Origin of the sequence: Pseudoflavonifractor phocaeensis (genome assembly GCF_038439875.1) — a bacterium.
Taxonomy (GTDB): Bacteria; Bacillota; Clostridia; order Oscillospirales; family Oscillospiraceae; genus Vermiculatibacterium.
In genome coordinates this window covers 12,143-31,659 of sequence record NZ_JBCDMT010000005.1, presented here as the reverse complement: position 1 = coordinate 31,659, position 19,517 = coordinate 12,143, and the positions used below count along the sequence as shown (strand labels likewise).

Sequence of the window (19,517 nt, the reverse complement as noted above, 5' to 3'; positions counted from 1 at the left end):
CTCCCCCTGAACCCCCTCTCTCAACGGCCAGCCAAGGGGGCCTCGGCCCCCTTGTTTGGATTCATCCCCCGGGGCTGTCCACAAGAGTGTGGGAAAACCCCGGTCCCTTACTCCGTAGCGGGTCCGGGGTCCGGTAGGCCTAGGCTTCCCCTGGGGGAAGCTGTCGAGCGAAGCGAGACTGATGAGGGGAACTTATCGTGTAGCAGGGCCTTTCCCATATCCGCAGTTCCCCTCATCCGTCAGCGGCTTCGCCGCTGCCACCTTCCCCCAGGGGAAGGCTAAAGACCAACCTGTATCAAGCACACGTCAGCGGCTCTCTCTCAGTCCGGCGAAGCCGGACAGCTCCCCCCGGAGGGGGGAGCCCTTGGCAAATGTCGGGGGCGGGGTGGGCCGCTGAGGACAGCGGCCCCTACGGATATGCTCTGCCTGCCCCCGGAGGGGCCGCCAATCAAGAACACGTCAGCGGCGAGCGGCGCCAGAGGGACCACGTGTCGCACAGACGCTCCCGTGTTTTTCCCCCTTTCAACAAGCAGTAGACCTTCTACCAAAAAGGGAGTCTGCGAGCAGGTTAGCACCAAAAACTTTTCTTTGGGGGTCTGGGGGACATTTCTTTTCCTCGGGAAAAGAAATGTCCCCCAGAAAAGCGCACGTTTGACGTGCAATCAGCCAACAGATCAAAAATTCATCCACCCAATGGATATAAGACGATCCACCGCTCCTCTTACTGCTGGGCCTGCCGCTCCAGATACTCGTCATAGGTCATGGGCATGTCGATGAGCTTGCCGTCGGCCGTGAAGTCGAACACCCGGTTGGCCACGGTCTGGACCATCTGATGGTCGTGGGAGGAGAAGAGGACGTTGCACTTCACCGCCTCCAGGCCGTTGTTCACCGCCGCGATGGACTCCAGGTCCAGGTGGTTGGTGGGCTGGTCCAGCAGCAGCACGTTGGCCCCGGAGAGCATCATCCTCGAGAGCATGCACCGCACCTTCTCGCCGCCAGAGAGGACCTTCACGGGCTTATACACGTCGTCCCCGGAGAAGAGCATCCGGCCCAGAAAGCCCCGGAGGTACGCCTCGTGGGGGTCGGTGGAGAACTGGCGCAGCCACTCCACCAGGTTGTCGCCGCAGTCCTGGAAGTACTGGGTGTTGTCCTTGGGGAAGTAGGAGAAGGTGGCCGTCTGGCCCCACTTCACGGTGCCCTCGTCGGGCTCCCACTCGCCGGTGAGGATTTTAAAGAGGGCGGTGTGGGCGTTCTCGTTGTCGCCCACGAAGGCGATCTTGTCCCCGTGGCCCACGGTGAAGCTCACCTTGTCCAGCAGCTTCACCCCGTCCACCGTCTTGGACACGTCGGTGACGAAAAGGATGTCCTTGCCCACTTCCCGGTCGGGGGAGAAGGCCACCCAGGGGTAGCGGCGGGAAGAGGCGGGGATCTCCTCCAGGGAGAGCTTATCCAGCAGCTTGCGGCGGGAGGTGGCCTGCTTGGACTTGGACTTGTTGGCGGAGAAGCGGGAGATGAACTCCTTCAATTCCTGGGCCTTCTCCTCGTTCTTCTTGTTCTGGTTCTTCATCAGGTTCTGCATGAGCTGGGAGGCGTCGTACCAGAAGTCGTAGTTGCCCACGTACATCTTGATTTTGTTGTAGTCGATGTCCACGATGTGGGTGCAGATGGTGTTGAGGAAGTGCCGGTCGTGGGAGACCACGATGACGGTGCCCTCAAAGTCCAGCAGGAAGTCCTCCAGCCAGTTGGTGGCGGCGATGTCCAGGTTGTTGGTGGGCTCGTCCATCATGAGGATGTCGGGATTGCCGAAGAGGGCCTGAGCCAGCAGGACCTTCACCTTGAGCCGGGCGTCCAGGGTGGCCATGTCGCTGTAATGGAAGTCGGTGGTGATGCCCAAGCCCTGGAGGATGCGGGAGGCGTCGGACTCGGACTCATAGCCCCCCAGCTCGGCGTACTCGGCCTGGAGGTCGGCGGCCCGGATGCCGTCCTCGTCGGTGAAGTCCTCCTTCTCGTAGAGGGCGTTCATCTCCTTGCCGATGTCGTAGAGGTGCTGATTGCCCATAAGCACCGTATCCATGACGGTGTAGGCGTCGTACTGGTTCTGGTCCTGCTTGAGGACCGACATGCGGGTCTTGGGCAGGAGGTTGACCTCGCCGGAGGTGGGCTCCAGCTGGCCGGACAGGATCTTCAGGAAGGTGGATTTGCCCGCGCCGTTGGCGCCGATGATGCCGTAGCAGTTGCCTTTGACGAACTGCAGGTCCACGTGGGAGAAGAGGGGGGTGCCGGAGTAGTTGAGGCTCAGGTCGGAAACGGTAATCATGTTGTGCTCCTTATATATCATTGATGTAATCGTATAAACGCCCAACTAGTATATCATATTTTTGCCGCAAAACAAGGGCAAAAGAGCTGAAAATGGGGGTGGGGCGCCCTTGTAAGGGGAGAATGGGGTGTGCTATACTGTCCAAAAGAGAAAGGAGGCGGTTTATATGGAGCGACAGACGGGAAAGCGCTGTCCCTGGGCCAAAACGCCGTTGGAGATCGCCTATCACGACGGGGAGTGGGGGAGGCCCCTCCACGACGAGGGGGCCCTGTTTGAGCTGTTGGAGCTGGAGGGCTTCCAGGCGGGCTTGAGCTGGAGCCTCATCCTGGAGCGCCGGGCGGCCCTGCGGGAGGCCTTCGCGGGCTTTGACCCGGAAAAGCTGGCCACCTGGGGGGAAGAGGATATCCAGAAGGCCCTGGCCGCCCCTGGGGTGATCCGCAACCGGAGCAAGGTCCACTGCGCCGTCACCAACGCCCAGGCGTTTTTGCGGGTCCGGGAGGAATTCGGGAGCTTTGACGCCTACCTCTGGGGCTGGACAGAGGGGAAACAGCTGGAGGGCGGACTGGAGCGGATGGAGGACACGCCCGCCCAGACGGAGCTGTCCAGGGCCCTGAGCCGGGATTTGAAGAAGCGGGGGTTCAAATTTGTGGGCCCGGTCATCGTCTATTCCCTGATGCAGGCGGCGGGGCTGGTCAACGACCACCTGCTGTCCTGCCCGTGGCATGAGCTTTGCGGAGGCGGGACATGCTGAGCCTCTTCCGCTGCCCCGTGTGCGGCGGGGCGCTGGACCGGGAGGAGCGGCGGTACGTCTGCCCGTCGGGGCACGGTTTTGACCTGGCGAAGGAGGGTTATGTCAACCTCCTGCCGGCCAACCGGATGCACTCCAAGACCCCGGGGGATGACAAAGAGATGGCCGCCGCCCGGACCCGTTTTTTGGACGGGGGCTGGTATGGGCCTCTTCGTGACACGTTATGTCAACTGATTGGCGGATGGCCGGGGGAGGCCCCAGCTCTGCTGGACGCCGGGTGCGGGGAGGGATATTACACCGCCGCCCTGGCCGGGGCCGCGGCCGCCAAGGGCGGCCGGGCGGCGGGGATCGACCTGTCCAAGCCGTCAGTGAAAAAGGCGGCCAAGCGGTGCGGAGGAGCGGAGTTCGCCGTGGCCTCGGTGTACCACCTGCCGGTGGCAGACAGAGCGGTGGACCTGCTGGTGAACTGCTTCTCGCCACTGGCGGCGGAGGAATTCGGCCGGGTGCTCCGCCCCGGAGGGCTCTTTCTCTACGTGGTGCCCGGCCCCCGGCACCTGTGGGAGCTGAAGGAGGCGCTTTATGACACCCTCTATGAAAACCCGGAAAAGGAAGAGGCCTACCCCGGTTTTCGCTACGTGGACATCGTACCGGTGGAGACGGTCTTTACCCTGCCGGGGCCCGGAGAGATCCGGGACCTGTTCCACATGACGCCCTATTATTGGAAGACACCCAAGACCGGCATGGCCCGGCTGGAGGAGCTGGACCGGCTCACGGTCCGGGCCCAGTTCCGGTGTCACGTGCTGGAGCGGGTATAAAAACAAAATAAAATGTGGATGGCTATTTTGGGAATGTAACTGAAATGTCACTTCCGGGGGGTAGACTTATGCTCAAGAAAGCAAAGGTTACCTGACCGGAGGATGACGATATGAAAAAGCACCGTGTATTGAACCTGGCCCTGGCTGTGGGCTTTGCCGTGAGCGTCAGTTCCACCGCCCTGAGCGCCGTGGCCCTGGCGGCGGATCCCGCCGTGCAGGATGAAGATATGCTCCTGGACGAGGAAATGTTTGTGGAGCCTGAGGGGGAGCCCTCCGCCGAGGTGAGCGCGGAGCTTTCCGCGGAACCGTCTTCGGAGCCCAGCGCCGAGCCTTCCGTCGAGCCTTCTTCGGAGCCCAGCGCGGAACCTTCCGTGGCGCCCACTTTGGAGCCCGGCGCCGAGCCCTCCCCCGAGGCCACAGAGGAGGTTGAGCCCTCCCCGGAGCCCTCCGAAGAGGCGGACCAGCTTCCTGAGCTCCAGCTCAACATGGCCCAGTTCAAGCTGGAGGCGCCGGAGCAGAGCTACACCATCACCTACGACCTGGCCCCGGCCCTGGTGAAGGCGGGCTACACCCTGCGGGTGAGCGGCGAGGCGGAGCTGAACGCAGCGGGGACCCGGGCGGTCCGCACGGTCCGTCTGGACCCGGAAGAGGACGCCGGGCGGATCACCAGCTTCGGCGTGTGGGTCACCGACTATGCCGGAGTGGATGAGCAGGCCGTGCAGATGACCCTGAGCGAGAAGGCCTCCGGAGCAAAGAAGGACAGCGGGGAGGCGGTCGCCTTTGAGAAGGGCACCCGGGTCTCCGTGCTGAGCGGCGGCATCGCCAAGGTGGACTACTCCATCGGATTCGGGCACACTTATTTCGACGCGGGGTCCAATGTGGCTCTCACCGTCTCCATTCCCGCCACCCACTGGGTGGATACCGTGCTGAAGGCGGGCTCCTGCGGCGTGGAGGTCGGCAACGATATGGGGAGCTACTACACCTACTGTGTGGAGCCCGACAATGCCTACCCCATGGCCGGGACCGGGTCTTTCCTGGATAATCTGCCCGGCAGGCCTGAGCTGACCTACCGTTTCGCCTCCCAGGGGGAGCTGGCTGCCCGGGCCCTGGAGGACATCCTGGACAACGAGATGCTGGCCCGCGCGCTGATGGCGGGATACCCCTACGACGTGTTCGGCTTCAGCCGCCTGGACGCCGCCACCGACGCGGCCCGGGGGGCCCTGACCCAGCAGGTCATCTGGGCGCTGATGAGGGGCGATTCCTATGACGAGGATGCCCTTCAGGGGGTGGATCCCTATTTTGCCGCGGTGTGGAATTACGCTGCCACCGGGGAGCTGCCCGATGGATTCGACCGGGTGGACGAGACGGCCATCACCGTGCTGGGCGGTGGCCAGGTGGAGCTGCGCTATGTGGCCGATGAGACTGACGACAATTACGGCAAGTACGTGGGCACCTTCCAGCTCTCCCAGGTCAACGACAGCCTGAAGGTGGTCAGCCTGCCCCAGGGGCTCGAGCTGAGCTATGATTACAACGGCAGCCAGACCGCCGTGACGGCGGGAGAGGCCATCGTCGGTTCCGACGGCACCTTTACCGCGGTGGCGGAAGAGGGGACCGACCTGACCGGGCTGAGCTTCTCCTACACGAAGTACCAGCTGGTGGACGAGAAAACCCTTGGCGCGTTTGTCACCGACCTTCCCGGGAAAAGCAGGCCCTTCCAGGCCATGCTTGGCTTCGGCTGGAGCGATGTGAGCGGCGGCGTGGACGTGGACTTTACCACCGCGGGGAAGCCGGTGCCTCCCACCGGGGATCCCACGGACCCCAGTGAAACGCCCACTGAGACGCCCCCCGCGAACTCCGGAGATAACGGCGACCGGGACGACCGTCCCAGCAGACCCACCCCTCCCCCCGCCTCCACGCCCGAGGCGCCCGCCCCTGAGGACAGCGAGCCCGCCGAAGAGATCGAGATCGTCGACGAGGAGATCCCCCTGGCCTCCCAGCCCGAGGAAGAGGAACTTGTGGAATTGATCCCCGAGGAAGTGCCTCTGGCCGATCTGCCCGAGGTGTTTGATGGGGAAGAGACCGTCATCGTGGACGACCCCACCGCCCTGGGCGATCTGCCCCAGACCGGCACCACCGCCCAGTCCATCACCGGCCTGACCGCCGCTCTGCTGGCCGGCGCCGGCGCCCTGACTCTGGCGGGGGTTTCCCTCCTGAAGAAAAAGGAATCCTGAGCGCTAAAATTAAAGGCGCCATCCCCGAGAGGGGATGGCGCCTTTATTGGTTTCTTTGGTCAGCCGCCGAGGTAGGCTTTCTTCACGCTCTCATCGGCCAGCAGGGCGCTGCCGGTGCCGCTGGTGACGATCTTGCCCGTCTCCAGCACGTAGCCCCGGTCGGCCACCGAGAGGGCCATCTGGGCGTTCTGCTCCACCAGCAGGATGGTGGTGCCCGCCTTGTGGAGGCGCTGGATGATCTCGAAGATCTGATCCACCAGGATGGGGGCCAGGCCCATGGAGGGCTCATCCAGCATGAGGAGTTTGGGGGAGGACATGAGAGCCCGGCCCATGGCCAACATCTGCTGCTCGCCGCCGGAGAGGGTGCCCGCCACCTGCTTCCGCCGCTCCTTGAGCCGGGGGAACTGGTCGTAGACCCGCTCCAGGCCGGGGTCCACCTCGGAGTTGGGCCGGGTGTAGGCCCCCATCTCCAAGTTCTCCTCCACACTCATCTGGAGGAAAACCCGGCGGCCCTCCGGCACCTGGGCCAGGCCGTGGGAGACCAGCTTGTCGGCGGGGATGCTGGAGATGTTCTGATCCCGGAAGGTGATGGAGCCGGTCTTGGACCGCAGCAGGCCGGAGATGGTCTGCAACGTGGTGGATTTGCCCGCGCCGTTGGCGCCGATCAGGGTGACCACCTCTCCCTCGTTGACCTCGAAGGAGATGCCCTTGATGGCGTGGATGGCGCCGTAATAGACGTTAATGTCGTTGACACTGAGAAGGGCCATCTCAATTCTCCCCCTTCTTGCCCAGATAGGCCTCGATGACCGTGGGGTCGTTCTTGATCTCGTCGGGGGTGCCCTTGGCGATGATCTGGCCGAAGTTCAGCACGCAGATGCCCTCACAGATGCCCATGACCAGGGACATGTCGTGCTCGATGAGGAGGACGGCGATCTGGAAGGTGTCCCGGATCTTGACGATGTTCTCCATCAGCTCGGCGGTCTCCGAGGGGTTCATGCCCGCGGCGGGCTCATCCAGCAGAAGGAGGGAGGGGTTGGTGGCCAGGGCCCGGACGATCTCCAGCCGCCGCTGGGCGCCGTAGGGCAGGCTGCCCGCCTTGGCCTCCGCCAGGTCCTGCATGTCGAAGATGGAGAGGAGCTCCAGGGCCCGGTCGTGGGCGATCTTCTCCTCCCGCCAGTAGGCGGGCAGGCGGAGGATGCCCTTGAACATGCCGTAGTCGATGTGGTTGTGGAGGCCCAGCTTCACATTGTCCTCCACCGAGAGGTTGTTGAAGAGGCGGATGTTCTGGAAGGTCCGGGCGATGCCCGCCTTGTTGACCTGCATGGTGTTCATGCTGTGGGTGTCCACCCCGTCCAGCAGGACGGTGCCCCGGGTGGGCTGGTAGACCTTGGTCAGCAGGTTAAAGACCGTGGTCTTGCCCGCCCCGTTGGGGCCGATAAGCCCGGCGATCTCCGTGCGGCCGATGGCCATGTTGAATTCATTGACGGCGGTGAGGCCGCCGAAGTCGATGCCAAGGTGCTGGCACTCCAGGATGGGGGACTTGTCGATGTCCCGCTCCGGAATCTTGTTGACGCTGGGGACCGGCACCAGCTTGGTGGGCTCTCTCTTGGGCAGCGCCATTACGCCTCGCCCCCTTTCTCTTCCTTCCGGCGGCGGAAGCGGCCAAAGAAGTTTTGCAGCGTGGGATTGTTGGTGGCCAGCATCACCAGGATGAGGACGATGGCGTAGACCAGCATCCGGTAGTCGGAGAACTGCCGCAGGGCCTCAGGCAGGATGTAGAGGACGGCGGCGGCGATGATGGAGCCCCAGATATTGCCCAGGCCGCCCAACACCACGTACACCAGCACCAGGATGGAGGTGTTGAAGTCGAACTTGCTGGCCGCCAGGTTGGAGTAGTTCAGGCCGTACAGGGCCCCGGCGGCCCCCGCCAGGGCGGCGGAGGTGACGAAGGCCATCATCTTGTACTTGGTGATGTTGATGCCCACGCTCTCTGCGGCGATGCGGTTGTCCCGCAGGGCCATGATGGCCCGGCCCGCCCGGCTGCGCACCAGGTTGAGGACGATGACCAGGGTGAGCATGATGAGGACGAACCCGGCGGTGAAGGAGGCGATGGTGGTGGTGCCCGTGGCCCCCTGGGCCCCCTTAATGATGGCGAAGCCCCCCTCGGCCAGGTTCAGGTCGTCGATGGTCAGGCTGCCCGAGATGTTGAAGGCGATGTGCAGGCCCTTGGCGTCATAGCCCACCAGCAGGCAGTTGATGAGCTCCTTGATAATCTCCCCGAAGGCCAGGGTGACGATGGCCAGGTAGTCCCCCCGGAGCCGGAGCACCGGGATGCCGATGAGGGCGCCCGCCGCCGCGGCGCACAAGGCGCCCACCAGCATGGCCACCGCCAGCCGCACGGGGGCGAAGGGGATGGCGGACTGGAGGGACATGGCGGCGATGACCCCGGAGAAGGCCCCCACGCTCATAAAGCCCGCGTGGCCCAGGGAGAGCTCCCCCAGGATGCCCACGGTCAGGTTCAGGGAGATGGCCATGACCACGTAGGCGCAGATGGGCACCAGCATGCCGGTGAGGGAGCGGGTGAGGAAGCCGCCGTTTTTCAGGAAGGTGACCACCAGGAAGGCGAGGATAACGCCCAGATAGGTGGCGAAGTCCACCTTGGTGGTGGCTTTCAGCTTTTTTCCTTTCAAATTTCCCATGTGGGCCACCTCAAACTTTCTCGGGCACGTATTTGCCCAGCAGACCGGCGGGCCGCACCAGCAACACCACGATCAGGACGGCAAACACGATGGAGTTGGCCAGCTGGGAGGAGATATAGGCCCGGGACAGGGACTCGATGATGCCCAGCAGCAGCCCGCCCAGGAAGGCCCCGGGGATGGAGCCGATGCCGCCGAACACGGCGGCGGTGAAGGCCTTGATGCCCGGCATGGAGCCGGTGGTGGGCATGATGGTGGGGTAGGAGGAGCACAGCAGCACCCCCGCGATGGCCGCCAGGGCGGAGCCGATGGCGAAGGTCATGGAGATGGTGCGGTTGACGTTGATGCCCATGAGCTGGGCGGCCCCCTTGTCCTCCGAGCAGGCCCGCATGGCCTTGCCCATCTTGGTCTTGCTGGTGAAGAGGGTCAGGGCGATCATGATGACGATGCAGGCCGCCATGGTCAGCAGGGAGATGTAGGAGATGGACAGCCGCCCGCCCATCAGCTTAAGGGCGGAGTCCGGGCCGGTGGGGATGATGGGGGTGTAGCTGCGGGGATTGGCGCCCCAGATGAGGAGGGCGGCGTTCTGGAGGAAATAGCTCACTCCGATGGCGGTGATAAGCACCGCCAGGGAGGTGGCCTGACGCAGGGGCTTGTAGGCCAGCCCCTCGATGACCACGCCCAGGATGGTGCACACCACCATGGCCAGCAGCACCGCCACCAGGTTGGGCACCCCCAGGGAGGTCATGGCCACCAGGGAGACGTAGCCGCCCACCATGATGACGTCGCCGTGGGCAAAGTTGAGCATCTTGGCGATTCCGTAGACCATGGTGTAGCCCAGGGCGATGATGGCGTACACGCTCCCCAGGCTGATCCCGCTGATCAGGTAGGACAAAAATTCCATGGGATCGCACCTCTCTTTCTCTCAAATCAAGCCCTTGTCCCCGGGGGAAAGGGCGGCCTATGGCAGAAACAACGGCGGCGGGAAGGCCGCTGCCGCTGTTTCCACCATAGGATACACAACACACAGACAGGTGGAATAAAACAACGGTGGCTGCCGGGGAGGTCCCCCTTCCCGGCAGCCTGATCCGTTTATTTTATTATTGTGGTTGGGGCCGGTTTTCAGGGAGTGACGTACACGCCGTCCTTGATGACCACGGCCCGGGGGGCCTTGGACACCTCGCCGGTGGCGGCCCAGGTCATGGCCTCGCCGGTCAGGCCGTCCACGGAGATGGTGGGCATGGCGCCGATCAGGGCCTCGCAGATCTCCTCGGCGGACATGTCACCGGTGCAGCCGGCGGCGTTCAGGGCGTTATAGATGATATACACGGCGTCGTAGCCGTCGGCGGCGAACTGGTTAGGAGTCTCGCCGTAGAGGTCGTTGTAGGTTTTCACAAAGTTCTGGGTCAGGGTATCCTGGGCGTCGGCGGAGAAGGGGGTCAGCAGCATGACGCCCTCGGCCAGGCTGGTGTCGAAGCCGGGCATGGTCAGGATGCCGTCCATGCCGTCCACGCCGAAGAAGGTGGGGGCGTAGCCCATCTGGTTGGCCTGGTTCAGAATGACGGAGGCGGGCTGATAGTAGATGGGCAGGAACATCACGTCGGCCCCCGCGGACTGGGCGGCGGTGAGCTGGACGGAGAAGTCGGTCTGGGTGTCCTTGGTGAAGGTGCCCTCTTTCACGACCTCCAGGCCCTTGGCCTCGGCCTCCTTGACAAAGGTGTCCCGGATGCCCTGGGAATAGGGATCGTCGTTGCGGTAGATGATGGCCACCTTGGAGCCGGGCATGTTCTCAGAGATGTAGTCGGCGGCGCCCACGCCCTGGTTGGGGTCGGTGAAGCAGACCTGGAACATGTTGTCCTTGCCGTCGATGACGTCGGTGGAGGAGGCGGAGGGAGTCAGGGCAAAGACCCGCTCCTCATAGGCCTTGGCGGAGACGGAGATGGCGGAGCCGGTGGTGACGGGGCCCACCAGGGCCTGCATGCCCCAGTCCATGAGGGTGTTGTAGGCGTTGACAGCGGTTTCACCGTCGGCCACGTCGTCCTCGGCCTGGAACTCGAACTGGACATCGCCGCCCAGGGCGTTGATCTCGTCCACGGCGATCTTGGCGCCGTTCATGGCGGCGGTGCCGTAGATGGCGGCGTCACCGGTGAGGGGGCCCACGCCGCCCAGCTTGAAGGTGCCGGAGGCCTTGGCGTCCGTGGCGGGGGCCTTGGACTCCGCGGCGGCGGATTCAGCCGCCTGGGAGGGGGCGGGAGCCTGGGATTCGGTGGAGCCGCCGCCGCAGCCGGCGAGCAGGCCGGCGGTCATGGCGCCGGTGAGGGCAAGTGCAATCACGCGTTTCTTCATTTCATCTTACCTCCTTACAGGTATGTTGACAATTATAGCGGCGTCAAAGTGGATTGTCAACCGTTGTTTTGCATAATGTACCCCACAGGAGGACAGTCGTTTCCGGGAAAACGCCCAATTATTCAGATGATGAGCCCCCCGTTGGGGGCCAAAACCTGACCGGTAAGGAAGTCCGCGGCGGGGGAGCAGAGGAAGGAGACACACTCCGCCACGTCCTCGGCGGAGCCCAGCCGCCCCAGGGGCGTCTCCTCCGCCAACTGGTCAAGAGCCTGGGGCCCAAGGGCTTGGTTCATCTCCGTGTCAATGACGCCGGGGGAGACGCAGTTGACGGTGATGCCCGAGGGTCCCACCTCCTTGGCCAGGGCTTTGGTCAGGCCGATGACCCCGGCCTTGGCGGCGGAATAGGCCGCCTCGCAGGCCCCGCCCACCTGGCCCCACATGGAGGAGACGGTGACGATCTTTCCCTGCTTCTGCCGGATCATCTGGGGCAGAACGGCCCGGCAGCAGTAAAAGACGCCGTCCAGGTCGGTCCCCATGACCCGGCGCCAATCCCCGTCCGTCATGTCCTGCAAAAGTCCTTGCCAGGCCACACCTGCATTGCATACCAAAATGTCAAGTTGACAAAATTTTTCTAACACAGTGTCAACCATGCCTTTGACCTGGACCGGGTCGGACACGTCGGCTTGGAGGGCCATGCCGCCGATCTCCCCGGCCAGGGCCTCCGCCTTCTCCCGGGAGGCGGCATAGTTCACCGCCACCTGGTACCCATCCGCGGCCAGCCGACGGGCCACGGCGGCGCCGATGCCCCGGCTGCCGCCGGTGACGAGCGCGGTTTTTGCCATCTTCCTCAGCTCCTTGCGTTTTTCCCCAGTATAGCAGGTGTTTTTCGGTTTTTCCATTGTAATTTCAATACCGCCGTGATAAAATACCGTACTGATAGGAAATAACACCCACAAAGGAGCATAGATACTATGTTAGAGATCAGCCATCTGCGCTACGACGTGGCGGCCGAGGACGGCGGGGAGCTGGGAATCCTGCGGGACGTGTCCCTCACCGTGGGTGACGGCAAACTGGTGGTCATCACCGGCCCCAACGGCGGCGGAAAAACGACTCTGGCCCGGACCATCATGGGCCTCAACCAGCCCACCGGCGGCTCCATCCGCTGGAACGGCACCGACATCACCGATATGAGCATCACGGAGCGGGCCCGGGCCGGGGTGAGCTACGGCTTCCAGCAGCCCCCCCGCTTCAAGGGCCTGAAGGTCAAGGACCTCATCGCCCTGGCCGCGGGGAAGGAGGATTTGACCCCCGCCGAGGGCTGCCAGTATTTGACCCAGGTGGGCCTGTGCGCCGACGACTACATCGACCGGGAGGTGGACGCCTCCCTCTCCGGCGGCGAGGTCAAGCGCATCGAAATCGCCACCATCCTGGCCCGGAAGGCCGGGCTGATGATTTTCGACGAGCCGGAGGCGGGCATCGACCTGTGGTCCTTCGCCAAGCTCACCGAGACCTTCGAGGCCATCCACAAGCGGGGGGAGTCCACCCTGCTCATCATCTCCCACCAGGAGCGCATCATCCAGCTGGCCGACGAGATCGTGGTCATCGAGAAGGGGGAGGTGGCCAAGTGCGGCCCCCGGGAGGAGATTTTCCCCCAGATCATGGCCCGCACACTGCCGGGCTGCGGCTATATGAAGGAGGCGGACCGCTGAGATGGATAAGACCGAGTGGAAAATTCTAAAGGAGATTGCCGACCTGGAGCAGGTGCCCCAGGGGGCCTATAACTTCCGGCTCAACGGCGCGGGAGACGGGCGGCAGTCCACCGCCAACATTGAGATCGCCTCCAAGGCCGATAAACCGGGCATCGACATCATCATCAAGCCCGGCACCAAAAAGGAGAGCGTCCACATCCCCGTGGTCCTCAGCCAGAGCGGCTTGAAGGACGTGGTGTACAACGACTTTTACGTGGGCGAGGGGGCCGACGTGGACATCGTGGCCGGCTGCGGCATCCACAACACCGGCTGCGAGACCAGCCAGCACGACGGCATCCACGTCTTCCACGTGGGCAAGAACGCCAAGGTGCGCTACTACGAGCGCCACTACGGCGAGGGTCCCGGCACCGGCGAGAACATCCTGAACCCCCGCACCGAGGTCTACCTGGAGGAGGGGGCTTCCATCACCATGGAGATGACCCAGATCCGGGGGGTGGACTCCACCATCCGGGACACCGTGGTCGTGGTGGGGCCGGGGGCCGAGTGTATCATCAATGAAAAGCTCCTCACCGACGGGGTGCAGAGCGCCGAGTCCAACGTGGAGCTGATTTTGGACGGGGCGGACGCCAACGGGCGGGTCATTTCCCGCTCCGTGGCCCGGGGCACCTCCCGGCAGGTGTTCCAGCCCTGCGTGACGGGGAAGGCCAAGTGCTTCGGCCACGTCCAGTGCGACTCCATCATCATGGACGATGCCAAGATCAAGTCCATCCCCGCCCTGGACGCCCAGAGCGTGGACGCCCAGCTCATCCACGAGGCGGCCATCGGCCGCATCGCCGGGGACCAGATTTTGAAGCTGATGACCCTGGGCCTCACCGAGCAGGAGGCCGAGGAAAAGATTTTGGAAGGCTTCCTCAACTGAGATGGGAAACGCCCTGATTTTGCTGGCGGGGGGCAAGAGCTCCCGCTTCGGCCGTGACAAGACCCAGCTGGAGCTGGCCGGGCGGCGGCTGGTCCCCGCCATCGTGGACGCCTGCCGTCCCTTCTGCGGCGAGCTGTTTTTGGTGAGCAACGCCCAGGGGAAGTTTGGCCTCCCCGGCGTGATGGAGCTTAGGGACATCTACCCCGACGCCGGCCCCCTGGGGGGCATCCACGCCGGGCTGACCGCCTCCCAAAGCGAAAAGAACCTGGTGGTGGCCTGCGACATGCCCTTTTTCTCCCCAGAGCTGGCCCGGCGGCTGCTGGAGGCGAGCGGGGGACACCTGGCCTGCGTCCCCAGGGTGGGGGACAAGCTCCAGCCCCTCTTCGCCGTCTATGACCGGGCCCTACTGCCCCGGGCGGAGGAGCTGCTCCGGGCGGGGAGACGCCCCGTCCGGGGCCTCTACGAGGACACCGACACCCTGTTCCTGGACTGCGGGGACTGGTGCCAAAGCGGGGAGGCCGCCCCCGGCTCGCCCTTCTACAACATCAACTACCCCGAGGATTTTGACCGGCTTTTATAAAAGAAGCAAAACGCCCAAAGACAGATGTCTTTGGGCGTTTTTTCAAATCTGCTCCTTGGCCAGCCGGGCGCAGATCTCCCGCAGGGAGTGGTCCGGGGGGATCTCCCCGTCCCTGGCCAGGGATAGGGCCCCCGTGGGGCACACCCGGACGCAGGCGGGCTCCTCTCCCGCCCGCAGCCGCTCCACGCAGCCGTCGCACTTGCGCATCTTCCCGTCGGCCCCGAAGGCAGGGGCCCCGAAGGGGCAGGCCATGGCGCAGGAGTGGCAGCCGATGCAGTCGGTGTTGTCGAAGAGGGTCAGGCCGGTGGCCTCGTCCTTGTAGAGGCAGCCCACCGGGCAGGCCAGCACGCAGGGGGCGTTGTCACAGTGCATGCAGGCCACGGAGTAGTAGCTGGCGCAGGCGCCTATCCGCTCCGGCTCCTGGCGGAACACCGTGCGGAAGGGCCGCTCCCCGGCGGGGATGTCCACGTCGTTCTGGTCCATGCAGGCGATGGCGCAGGCCCCGCAGGCGCAGCAGCGGTCGATGTCCAGTTCAAAATAGCGGCTCACGCTTCCACCACCTTTTCCATCTGACAGTAGGCGCTCCGGTAGGCCGGGAAGCCGGAGTAGGGGTCCAGGGCGTCGGGGTCCAGGAGGGCGTTCATGTCCGACTCCCGGTAGCCGTGGTAGGTGTAGACCTCCCCGGCGCGGACGGTGGCGGTGGGCAGGACCTTGAGGACCGTGCTCCCCCAGGGGGTGGAGATGCGGACCCGGTCCCCCTCCTCCACGCCCAGCTTTTCCGCGTCCTCCAGGCTGATCTCCGCCCCCGGCTCGGGCCGCAGGCTTCGGGCCCAGGGCACGTCGTGGAGCCGGGAGTGGAGGGCGTTGGGGATGCGCACCCCGGCGGAGAGGGTGTAGGGGTATTCCGCCCCGCCGGACTTGGGGGGCGTGTAGGTGGGCAGGGGGTCCAGCCCCCATTCGGGGTGGGCGGCGATGACCTCGGAATAGAGCTCGAACTTTCCCGTGGGGGTGGGGAGGCCCTTCTCCAGCCATTTTCCGGCCTCCGGCGGGGCGAAATCCGGCAGCTTCACGGGGGTGGGGCTCTGCCGCAGGGTGTCGATGGACACGGGAAGGTCTTGGAGGATGTAAGCCGAGCAGGCGTCGTAGCCCCCCTTCAGAAGGTCGTCGTCCAGACTCATTTTTTGGGCCAGGAGTGTGAGGATGTCGGCGTCGGACTTGGCCTCCCCCAGGGGCTCCACCACGGGGCTGGTGTACCACAGGTAGCCGCCGGGGTAACACTTGAGCTCCCCCCGCTCCATGGAGGTGCAGGCGGGCAGGACGATGTCGGCGTACTTGGCGGTGTCGGTGAGGAAGAGGTCCACGTCCACGAAAAAGTCAAGCGCTTTAAGGGCCTCGATGAGCTTGCCGTCACCGGGGAACATCCGCAGGTTCATCCCCAGGGAAAAGACGGCCTTCATGGGCCGGGGCTCCCCGGTGAGAATGCGGCGGCTCAGATCCATGGCCTGGCCCTCCCGGCGGCACTCGTACCACAGGGGAAACCGCTCGGCCCCCACGGCGGCGGGGGCGCCGGCGGGGAAGCGGCCGTTCATGAATTCCTCCTCCCGGGTCTCGAAGCCGCAGGGCATCTCCATGTAGGTGTGGGGGGCGGGGAGCTGGCCGCCGGGGCGGTCGTAGCTGCCGGTGATGGCCAGCAGAGCCATAATGGCCCGGTAGCTCTGCATCCCGTTGGCGTGGTGGCCGATGGGGGCGCTGCTCTCGCTGATGCACATACGCTCCGCCCGGGCCATCATCTTGGCGGCCAGGGCGGCCTGCTCGTAGGGGACGCCGGTGAGGGCCTCCACGTTGGAGGAGTTGAACCCGGCGGCGTAGGCGGCGTAGGCCTCGAAGCCGTGGACGTACCGGGCGACGTAGTCCCGGTCGATCCAGCCGTTTTGGATGAGCTCGTTGGCGATGGTCAGGGCCAGGGCCCCGTCGGTGCCGGGGCGGGGATGGAGCACCAGGTCGGCCAACCGCTGGGCGGGGGTGGTGCGGGGGTCGATGATGATGACCTTCATCCCCCGCTTCCGGTTCTCCTCCACGGCGGCGGGCTGGAGGTAACGGGAGTAGTACCCGCTGAAGCCCCAGCCCACGAAGAGGTCGCAGCGGGGCAGGTCCATCCCGGCGGGCAGGCCGGTGGCCACCTGCCAGGCCATCAGCCCGGAGGTGAAGCAGGCGCTGGACTCGGTGCAGTAGTTCTGGCTGCCGAAGACGTGGGCGAACCGGCGGAACATGGGCCGGTACCACTTGGAGTAGCCGGAGAAGAAGGTGACGGCGTCCGCCCCGTGGGCCGCCCGGATGTCCAGCAGGCGGCGGGAAATTTCCTCCAGGGCCTCGTCCCAGGAGATGGGCTCAAATTTCCCCTCCCCCCGCTCCCCCACCCGGCGCAGGGGGGTGAGGATGCGGTCGGGCCGGTAGAGGTATTGGCGGTTGCACAGGCCCTTGGTGCAGAGCTTGCCCCGGTTCACCGGGTGGTTTTTGTTCCCCTCCACCTTCAGGACCCTGCCGTCCTTCACGTACACGTCCAGGCCGCAGTGCATCTGGGGGGTGCAGATGTCGCACAGGGTATGGCGCACCTGGATGCCGGTCTCGGCGCCGGGGATCTTGCTGTGGAGCAGCGCTTCCTGTCGTGTCATGTCCGTCCCTCCAGTTGCCGGATGAAGCTTGGGGTGAGGCCCTCCTTGAGAAGGACGCCCCGCTGGACGTCCTCCAGGGCGTGGCCCTTCCCCTTGAGCATCCGGTAGAAGTAGTTTTTCACCGCGCCGGAGACGCGGTAGCTGTCCAGGATATTGACCCCCGCCAGCTCCTCCCCGTCCATGACGGCGTGGATGTAGAGCCCCTTGTCCGGGGTGCCCAGGATACAGTCCCGGCCCGTGCGGCGGTTGTCCCCCATACCCACGAAGTCCATGTTCATGAAGTGGGTGATGTTGTGGAGGATGTTGCCGTCGAACCGCTCGTCCCCGCCGGCCATGTTGGCCCCGGCGGTGACCCCCTGGTGACCGGCGTTGGCCCACAGGCCGATGATGAGGTTCTGCCCCGACTGGAGGTCGGTGCCCTCGCAGCAGTCCCCGGCGGCGTAGACGCCGGGACAGGAGGTCTCCATGCGGGAATTGACGGTGATGCCCCGGCCCAGGGAAATCTCCGCCGGGTCCACCAGGGCGGTGTTGGCCCGGGTGCCGATGCAGAGGACCACGATGTCGGCGGGGGTCTCGCTGCCGTCGGTCATGTGGCAGAGAAGGCCCGTCTCCGTCTCCCTGGCTCTGTCCATGGCACAGCCGAAGCGCAGCTCCACGCCCTGGGCGGTGAGGCGGCCCTCGATGGCCTTGGCCACCTCGGGGTAGGTGGACAGGGGGAAGATGCGCCCGGCCATGTCGGCCAGCAGCACCTCCAGTCCGGCGGCCCGGCACAGCTCCACCACCTTGATGCCCACCATGGAGGCCCCCACCACCAGCACCCGTTTCAGGTCCCCCTGGGACAGGCGGGCACGCAGGGCCTGGGCGTCGTCCATGGTGCGCATAAGGAAGGTGCGGTCTTTGGGGAGCCCCTCAATGGGCGGGGCGAAGGCCTTGGCCCCGGTGGAGAGCAGGATGGAGTCGAAGGTTTCGCTCTCTCCGCCCTCCAGCAGGAGGCGGCGGTTTTTCCCGTCCACCCGGGCAACCCGGCAGTTGGGCCGCAGGTCCAGCCGCAGCCGCGTGCCGATTTCCGGCAGGCCCCCGAAGGGGAAGGCGGCGTCGAAAGGGATGCGCCCGGCGGCGTAGTAGGTGGTGAGCATGGGGTTGTAGGGGGCCAGGGAGTGGTCGGAAAAGACGGAAATCTCCGCCTGGGGGTCCCGGCGGCGCAGCTCCTCGGCGGCGTGGTAACCCGCGCAGCCGAAGCCCACGATGGCGCACCGCCTCATGCCAGACCCTCCACGGCCTTGGCGATCCGGCGGCAGGCCTCGGCCAGGGTGGCACGGGGGGTGGCGAAGTTGAGGCGGACGAAGCCGGCGCCCTCGGGGCCGAAGGTGTGGCCCAGGTTGACCCCCACCTTGGCTTTGTGGATGAAAAGCTCCTCCAGAGCGCTGTCGGAGAGGTTCAACCCCCGGCAGTCCAGCCAGACCATGTAGGTGGCCTCGGGGACCAGGGGGACAATGCCGGGGACGTGGTCCCGGAAAAAGTCCAGAAGATATTGGCAGTTGCCCCACAGGTAATCCCGGAGCTGGGAGAGCCACTCCCCGGCGCCGTTGTAGGCGCTCTCGGTGGCCAGGATGCCGAAGAGGTTGGCGCTCATCAGGTGTTGGTTCTGGAGGGTGCGCTGGTACCGGGAGCGCTTGCCGGGGCAGGGGATGATGATGTCGGAGGTCTGGAGCCCCGCCAGGTTATAGCTTTTGGAGGCGGAGGTGCACAGCACCAGGTTGTTTTCATAGGCGGGCCCCAGGTCGCGGCACACCCTGCCCATGGAGACGAAGGGGTGCCCCGGCCAGCAGAAGCCGGCGTGGATCTCGTCGGCGATGAGGATGAGGTGGTGGTCATGGCACAGCCGGGCCACCCGCTCCAGCTCCTCCCGGGTGAACACCCGGCCGCAGGGGTTGTGGGGGGTGCAGAAAATGAGCAGGGTGACGGCGGGATCGGCGGCCCTGGCCTCCAGGTCGGCCCAGTCCAGCTCATAGCGGCCGTTTTCCAGCTTCAGGGAGGAGCGGACCACCTTCCGGCCGTTGTCCTCGATGAGGTGGGCGAAGGGGTGGTACATGGGGGAGGGTAGCAGGACCCCGTCCCCCGGCTGGGTGAGGCTCTGGAGGGCGTAAGCCACCCCATTGACCACGCCGGGGGCCCGGCAGAGCCACTCCGGGGCGATCTCCCACCCGGCGTCCCGGGCCATGTGGGCCGCCACGGCGTCCGTATAGCTTTTCCCGGCGGAGGGATAGCCGTAGACGCCCTGCTCCACCGCCCGGGCCAAAGTCTCCCGGACGCAGGGCGGGGCGGGGAAGTCCATGTCGGCGGTGGTCAGGGGGATGAGGTCGGGCTCCCCAAATTTCTCCTCCACGGTGTCCCACCGCAGAGAGTGGGTGCCCTTCCGGGAGGGGACACGGTCAAAATCAAATGCCATAACGAAACCTTCTTTCCGAACGTGACTGGGGCCCC

Annotated in this window: 17 protein-coding genes; 6 read left to right on the top strand and 11 right to left on the bottom strand. The window is 65.1% G+C overall.

Annotation, left to right across the window (positions count from 1 at the left end; all coding sequences use genetic code 11):
- Positions 1–721 precede the first annotated feature (721 nt).
- Entirely contained in the window at positions 722–2,317 is a 1,596-nt protein-coding gene (locus AAEU42_RS09875; RefSeq protein ID WP_342233380.1) for an ABC-F family ATP-binding cassette domain-containing protein, read from the bottom strand.
- Positions 2,318–2,483: 166 nt separating this feature from the next.
- Here AAEU42_RS09875 and AAEU42_RS09870 point away from each other — a divergent pair, with 166 nt between their 5' ends.
- The 3 genes from AAEU42_RS09870 (at position 2,484) to AAEU42_RS09860 (ending at position 6,111) form a co-directional block, all read left to right on the top strand.
- A complete protein-coding gene (locus AAEU42_RS09870) occupies positions 2,484–3,068 on the top strand; it encodes a DNA-3-methyladenine glycosylase I (RefSeq protein WP_342233379.1) in 585 nt (194 codons plus the stop codon).
- Positions 3,062–3,880, top strand: a complete 819-nt coding sequence (locus AAEU42_RS09865) for a putative RNA methyltransferase (RefSeq protein ID WP_342233378.1) — start codon at positions 3,062–3,064, stop codon at positions 3,878–3,880. The genes AAEU42_RS09870 and AAEU42_RS09865 overlap by 7 nt, the downstream gene beginning before the upstream one ends.
- Positions 3,881–3,990: 110 nt before the next feature.
- Positions 3,991–6,111 carry a Cys-Gln thioester bond-forming surface protein gene (locus AAEU42_RS09860; RefSeq protein WP_342233377.1) on the top strand — a complete coding sequence of 707 codons (2,121 nt, stop codon included), beginning with the start codon at positions 3,991–3,993 and terminating at the stop codon, positions 6,109–6,111.
- 59 nt (positions 6,112–6,170) lie between these two features.
- Here the strand turns inward: AAEU42_RS09860 and AAEU42_RS09855 are convergent, their stop codons facing one another.
- The 6 genes from AAEU42_RS09855 to ymfI form a co-directional block, all read right to left on the bottom strand.
- Positions 6,171–6,878, bottom strand: a complete 708-nt coding sequence (locus tag AAEU42_RS09855; protein WP_342233376.1) for an ABC transporter ATP-binding protein — start codon at positions 6,876–6,878, stop codon at positions 6,171–6,173.
- Between the two features lies 1 nt (position 6,879).
- A complete protein-coding gene (locus AAEU42_RS09850; RefSeq protein WP_342233375.1) occupies positions 6,880–7,731 on the bottom strand; it encodes an ABC transporter ATP-binding protein in 852 nt (283 codons plus the stop codon).
- Entirely contained in the window at positions 7,731–8,810 is a 1,080-nt protein-coding gene (locus AAEU42_RS09845) for a branched-chain amino acid ABC transporter permease (protein WP_342233374.1), read from the bottom strand. Before AAEU42_RS09845 ends, AAEU42_RS09850 begins: the two co-directional genes overlap by 1 nt.
- A gap of 10 nt (positions 8,811–8,820) precedes the next feature.
- A complete protein-coding gene (locus AAEU42_RS09840) occupies positions 8,821–9,711 on the bottom strand; it encodes a branched-chain amino acid ABC transporter permease (RefSeq protein WP_342233373.1) in 891 nt (296 codons plus the stop codon).
- Between the two features lie 218 nt (positions 9,712–9,929).
- The gene (locus tag AAEU42_RS09835) at positions 9,930–11,153 is read right to left on the bottom strand and encodes an ABC transporter substrate-binding protein (RefSeq protein ID WP_342233372.1); all 1,224 of its coding nucleotides are present in this window, start codon (positions 11,151–11,153) and stop codon (positions 9,930–9,932) included.
- 122 nt (positions 11,154–11,275) lie between these two features.
- Positions 11,276–11,995: an elongation factor P 5-aminopentanone reductase gene (ymfI, locus tag AAEU42_RS09830; RefSeq protein WP_342233371.1), complete on the bottom strand. Its 720-nt coding sequence runs from the start codon at positions 11,993–11,995 to the stop codon at positions 11,276–11,278.
- A gap of 129 nt (positions 11,996–12,124) precedes the next feature.
- Between ymfI and AAEU42_RS09825 the strand changes: the two genes are divergently transcribed.
- From AAEU42_RS09825 to mobA, 3 genes are read left to right on the top strand one after another with little or no spacing between them, the layout of a single operon-like run.
- A complete protein-coding gene (locus tag AAEU42_RS09825) occupies positions 12,125–12,862 on the top strand; it encodes an ABC transporter ATP-binding protein (protein WP_342233370.1) in 738 nt (245 codons plus the stop codon).
- Between the two features lies 1 nt (position 12,863).
- Complete coding sequence (locus tag AAEU42_RS09820; protein WP_342233369.1) at positions 12,864–13,781, top strand: SufB/SufD family protein; 918 nt, start codon at positions 12,864–12,866, stop codon at positions 13,779–13,781.
- A 1-nt stretch (position 13,782) separates the two neighbouring features.
- Positions 13,783–14,361, top strand: a complete 579-nt coding sequence (gene mobA, locus AAEU42_RS09815) for a molybdenum cofactor guanylyltransferase (RefSeq protein ID WP_342233368.1) — start codon at positions 13,783–13,785, stop codon at positions 14,359–14,361.
- Positions 14,362–14,403: 42 nt separating this feature from the next.
- Here mobA and AAEU42_RS09810 read toward each other — a convergent pair whose 3' ends face one another.
- The 4 genes from AAEU42_RS09810 to AAEU42_RS09795 are packed head-to-tail and all read right to left on the bottom strand — an operon-like array spanning position 14,404 to position 19,482.
- Positions 14,404–14,910, bottom strand: coding sequence for a 4Fe-4S dicluster domain-containing protein (locus AAEU42_RS09810; RefSeq protein ID WP_342233367.1), 507 nt, complete (start codon positions 14,908–14,910; stop codon positions 14,404–14,406).
- On the bottom strand, positions 14,907–17,033 hold the full coding sequence (locus tag AAEU42_RS09805) for a molybdopterin-containing oxidoreductase family protein (RefSeq protein ID WP_342233366.1): 2,127 nt from the start codon (positions 17,031–17,033) through the stop codon (positions 14,907–14,909). The genes AAEU42_RS09810 and AAEU42_RS09805 overlap by 4 nt, the downstream gene beginning before the upstream one ends.
- Entirely contained in the window at positions 17,030–18,295 is a 1,266-nt protein-coding gene (locus AAEU42_RS09800; RefSeq protein WP_342233365.1) for an NAD(P)/FAD-dependent oxidoreductase, read from the bottom strand. Before AAEU42_RS09800 ends, AAEU42_RS09805 begins: the two co-directional genes overlap by 4 nt.
- On the bottom strand, positions 18,292–19,482 hold the full coding sequence (locus AAEU42_RS09795; protein WP_342233364.1) for a MalY/PatB family protein: 1,191 nt from the start codon (positions 19,480–19,482) through the stop codon (positions 18,292–18,294). Before AAEU42_RS09795 ends, AAEU42_RS09800 begins: the two co-directional genes overlap by 4 nt.
- Between the last annotated feature and the right edge of the window lie 35 nt (positions 19,483–19,517).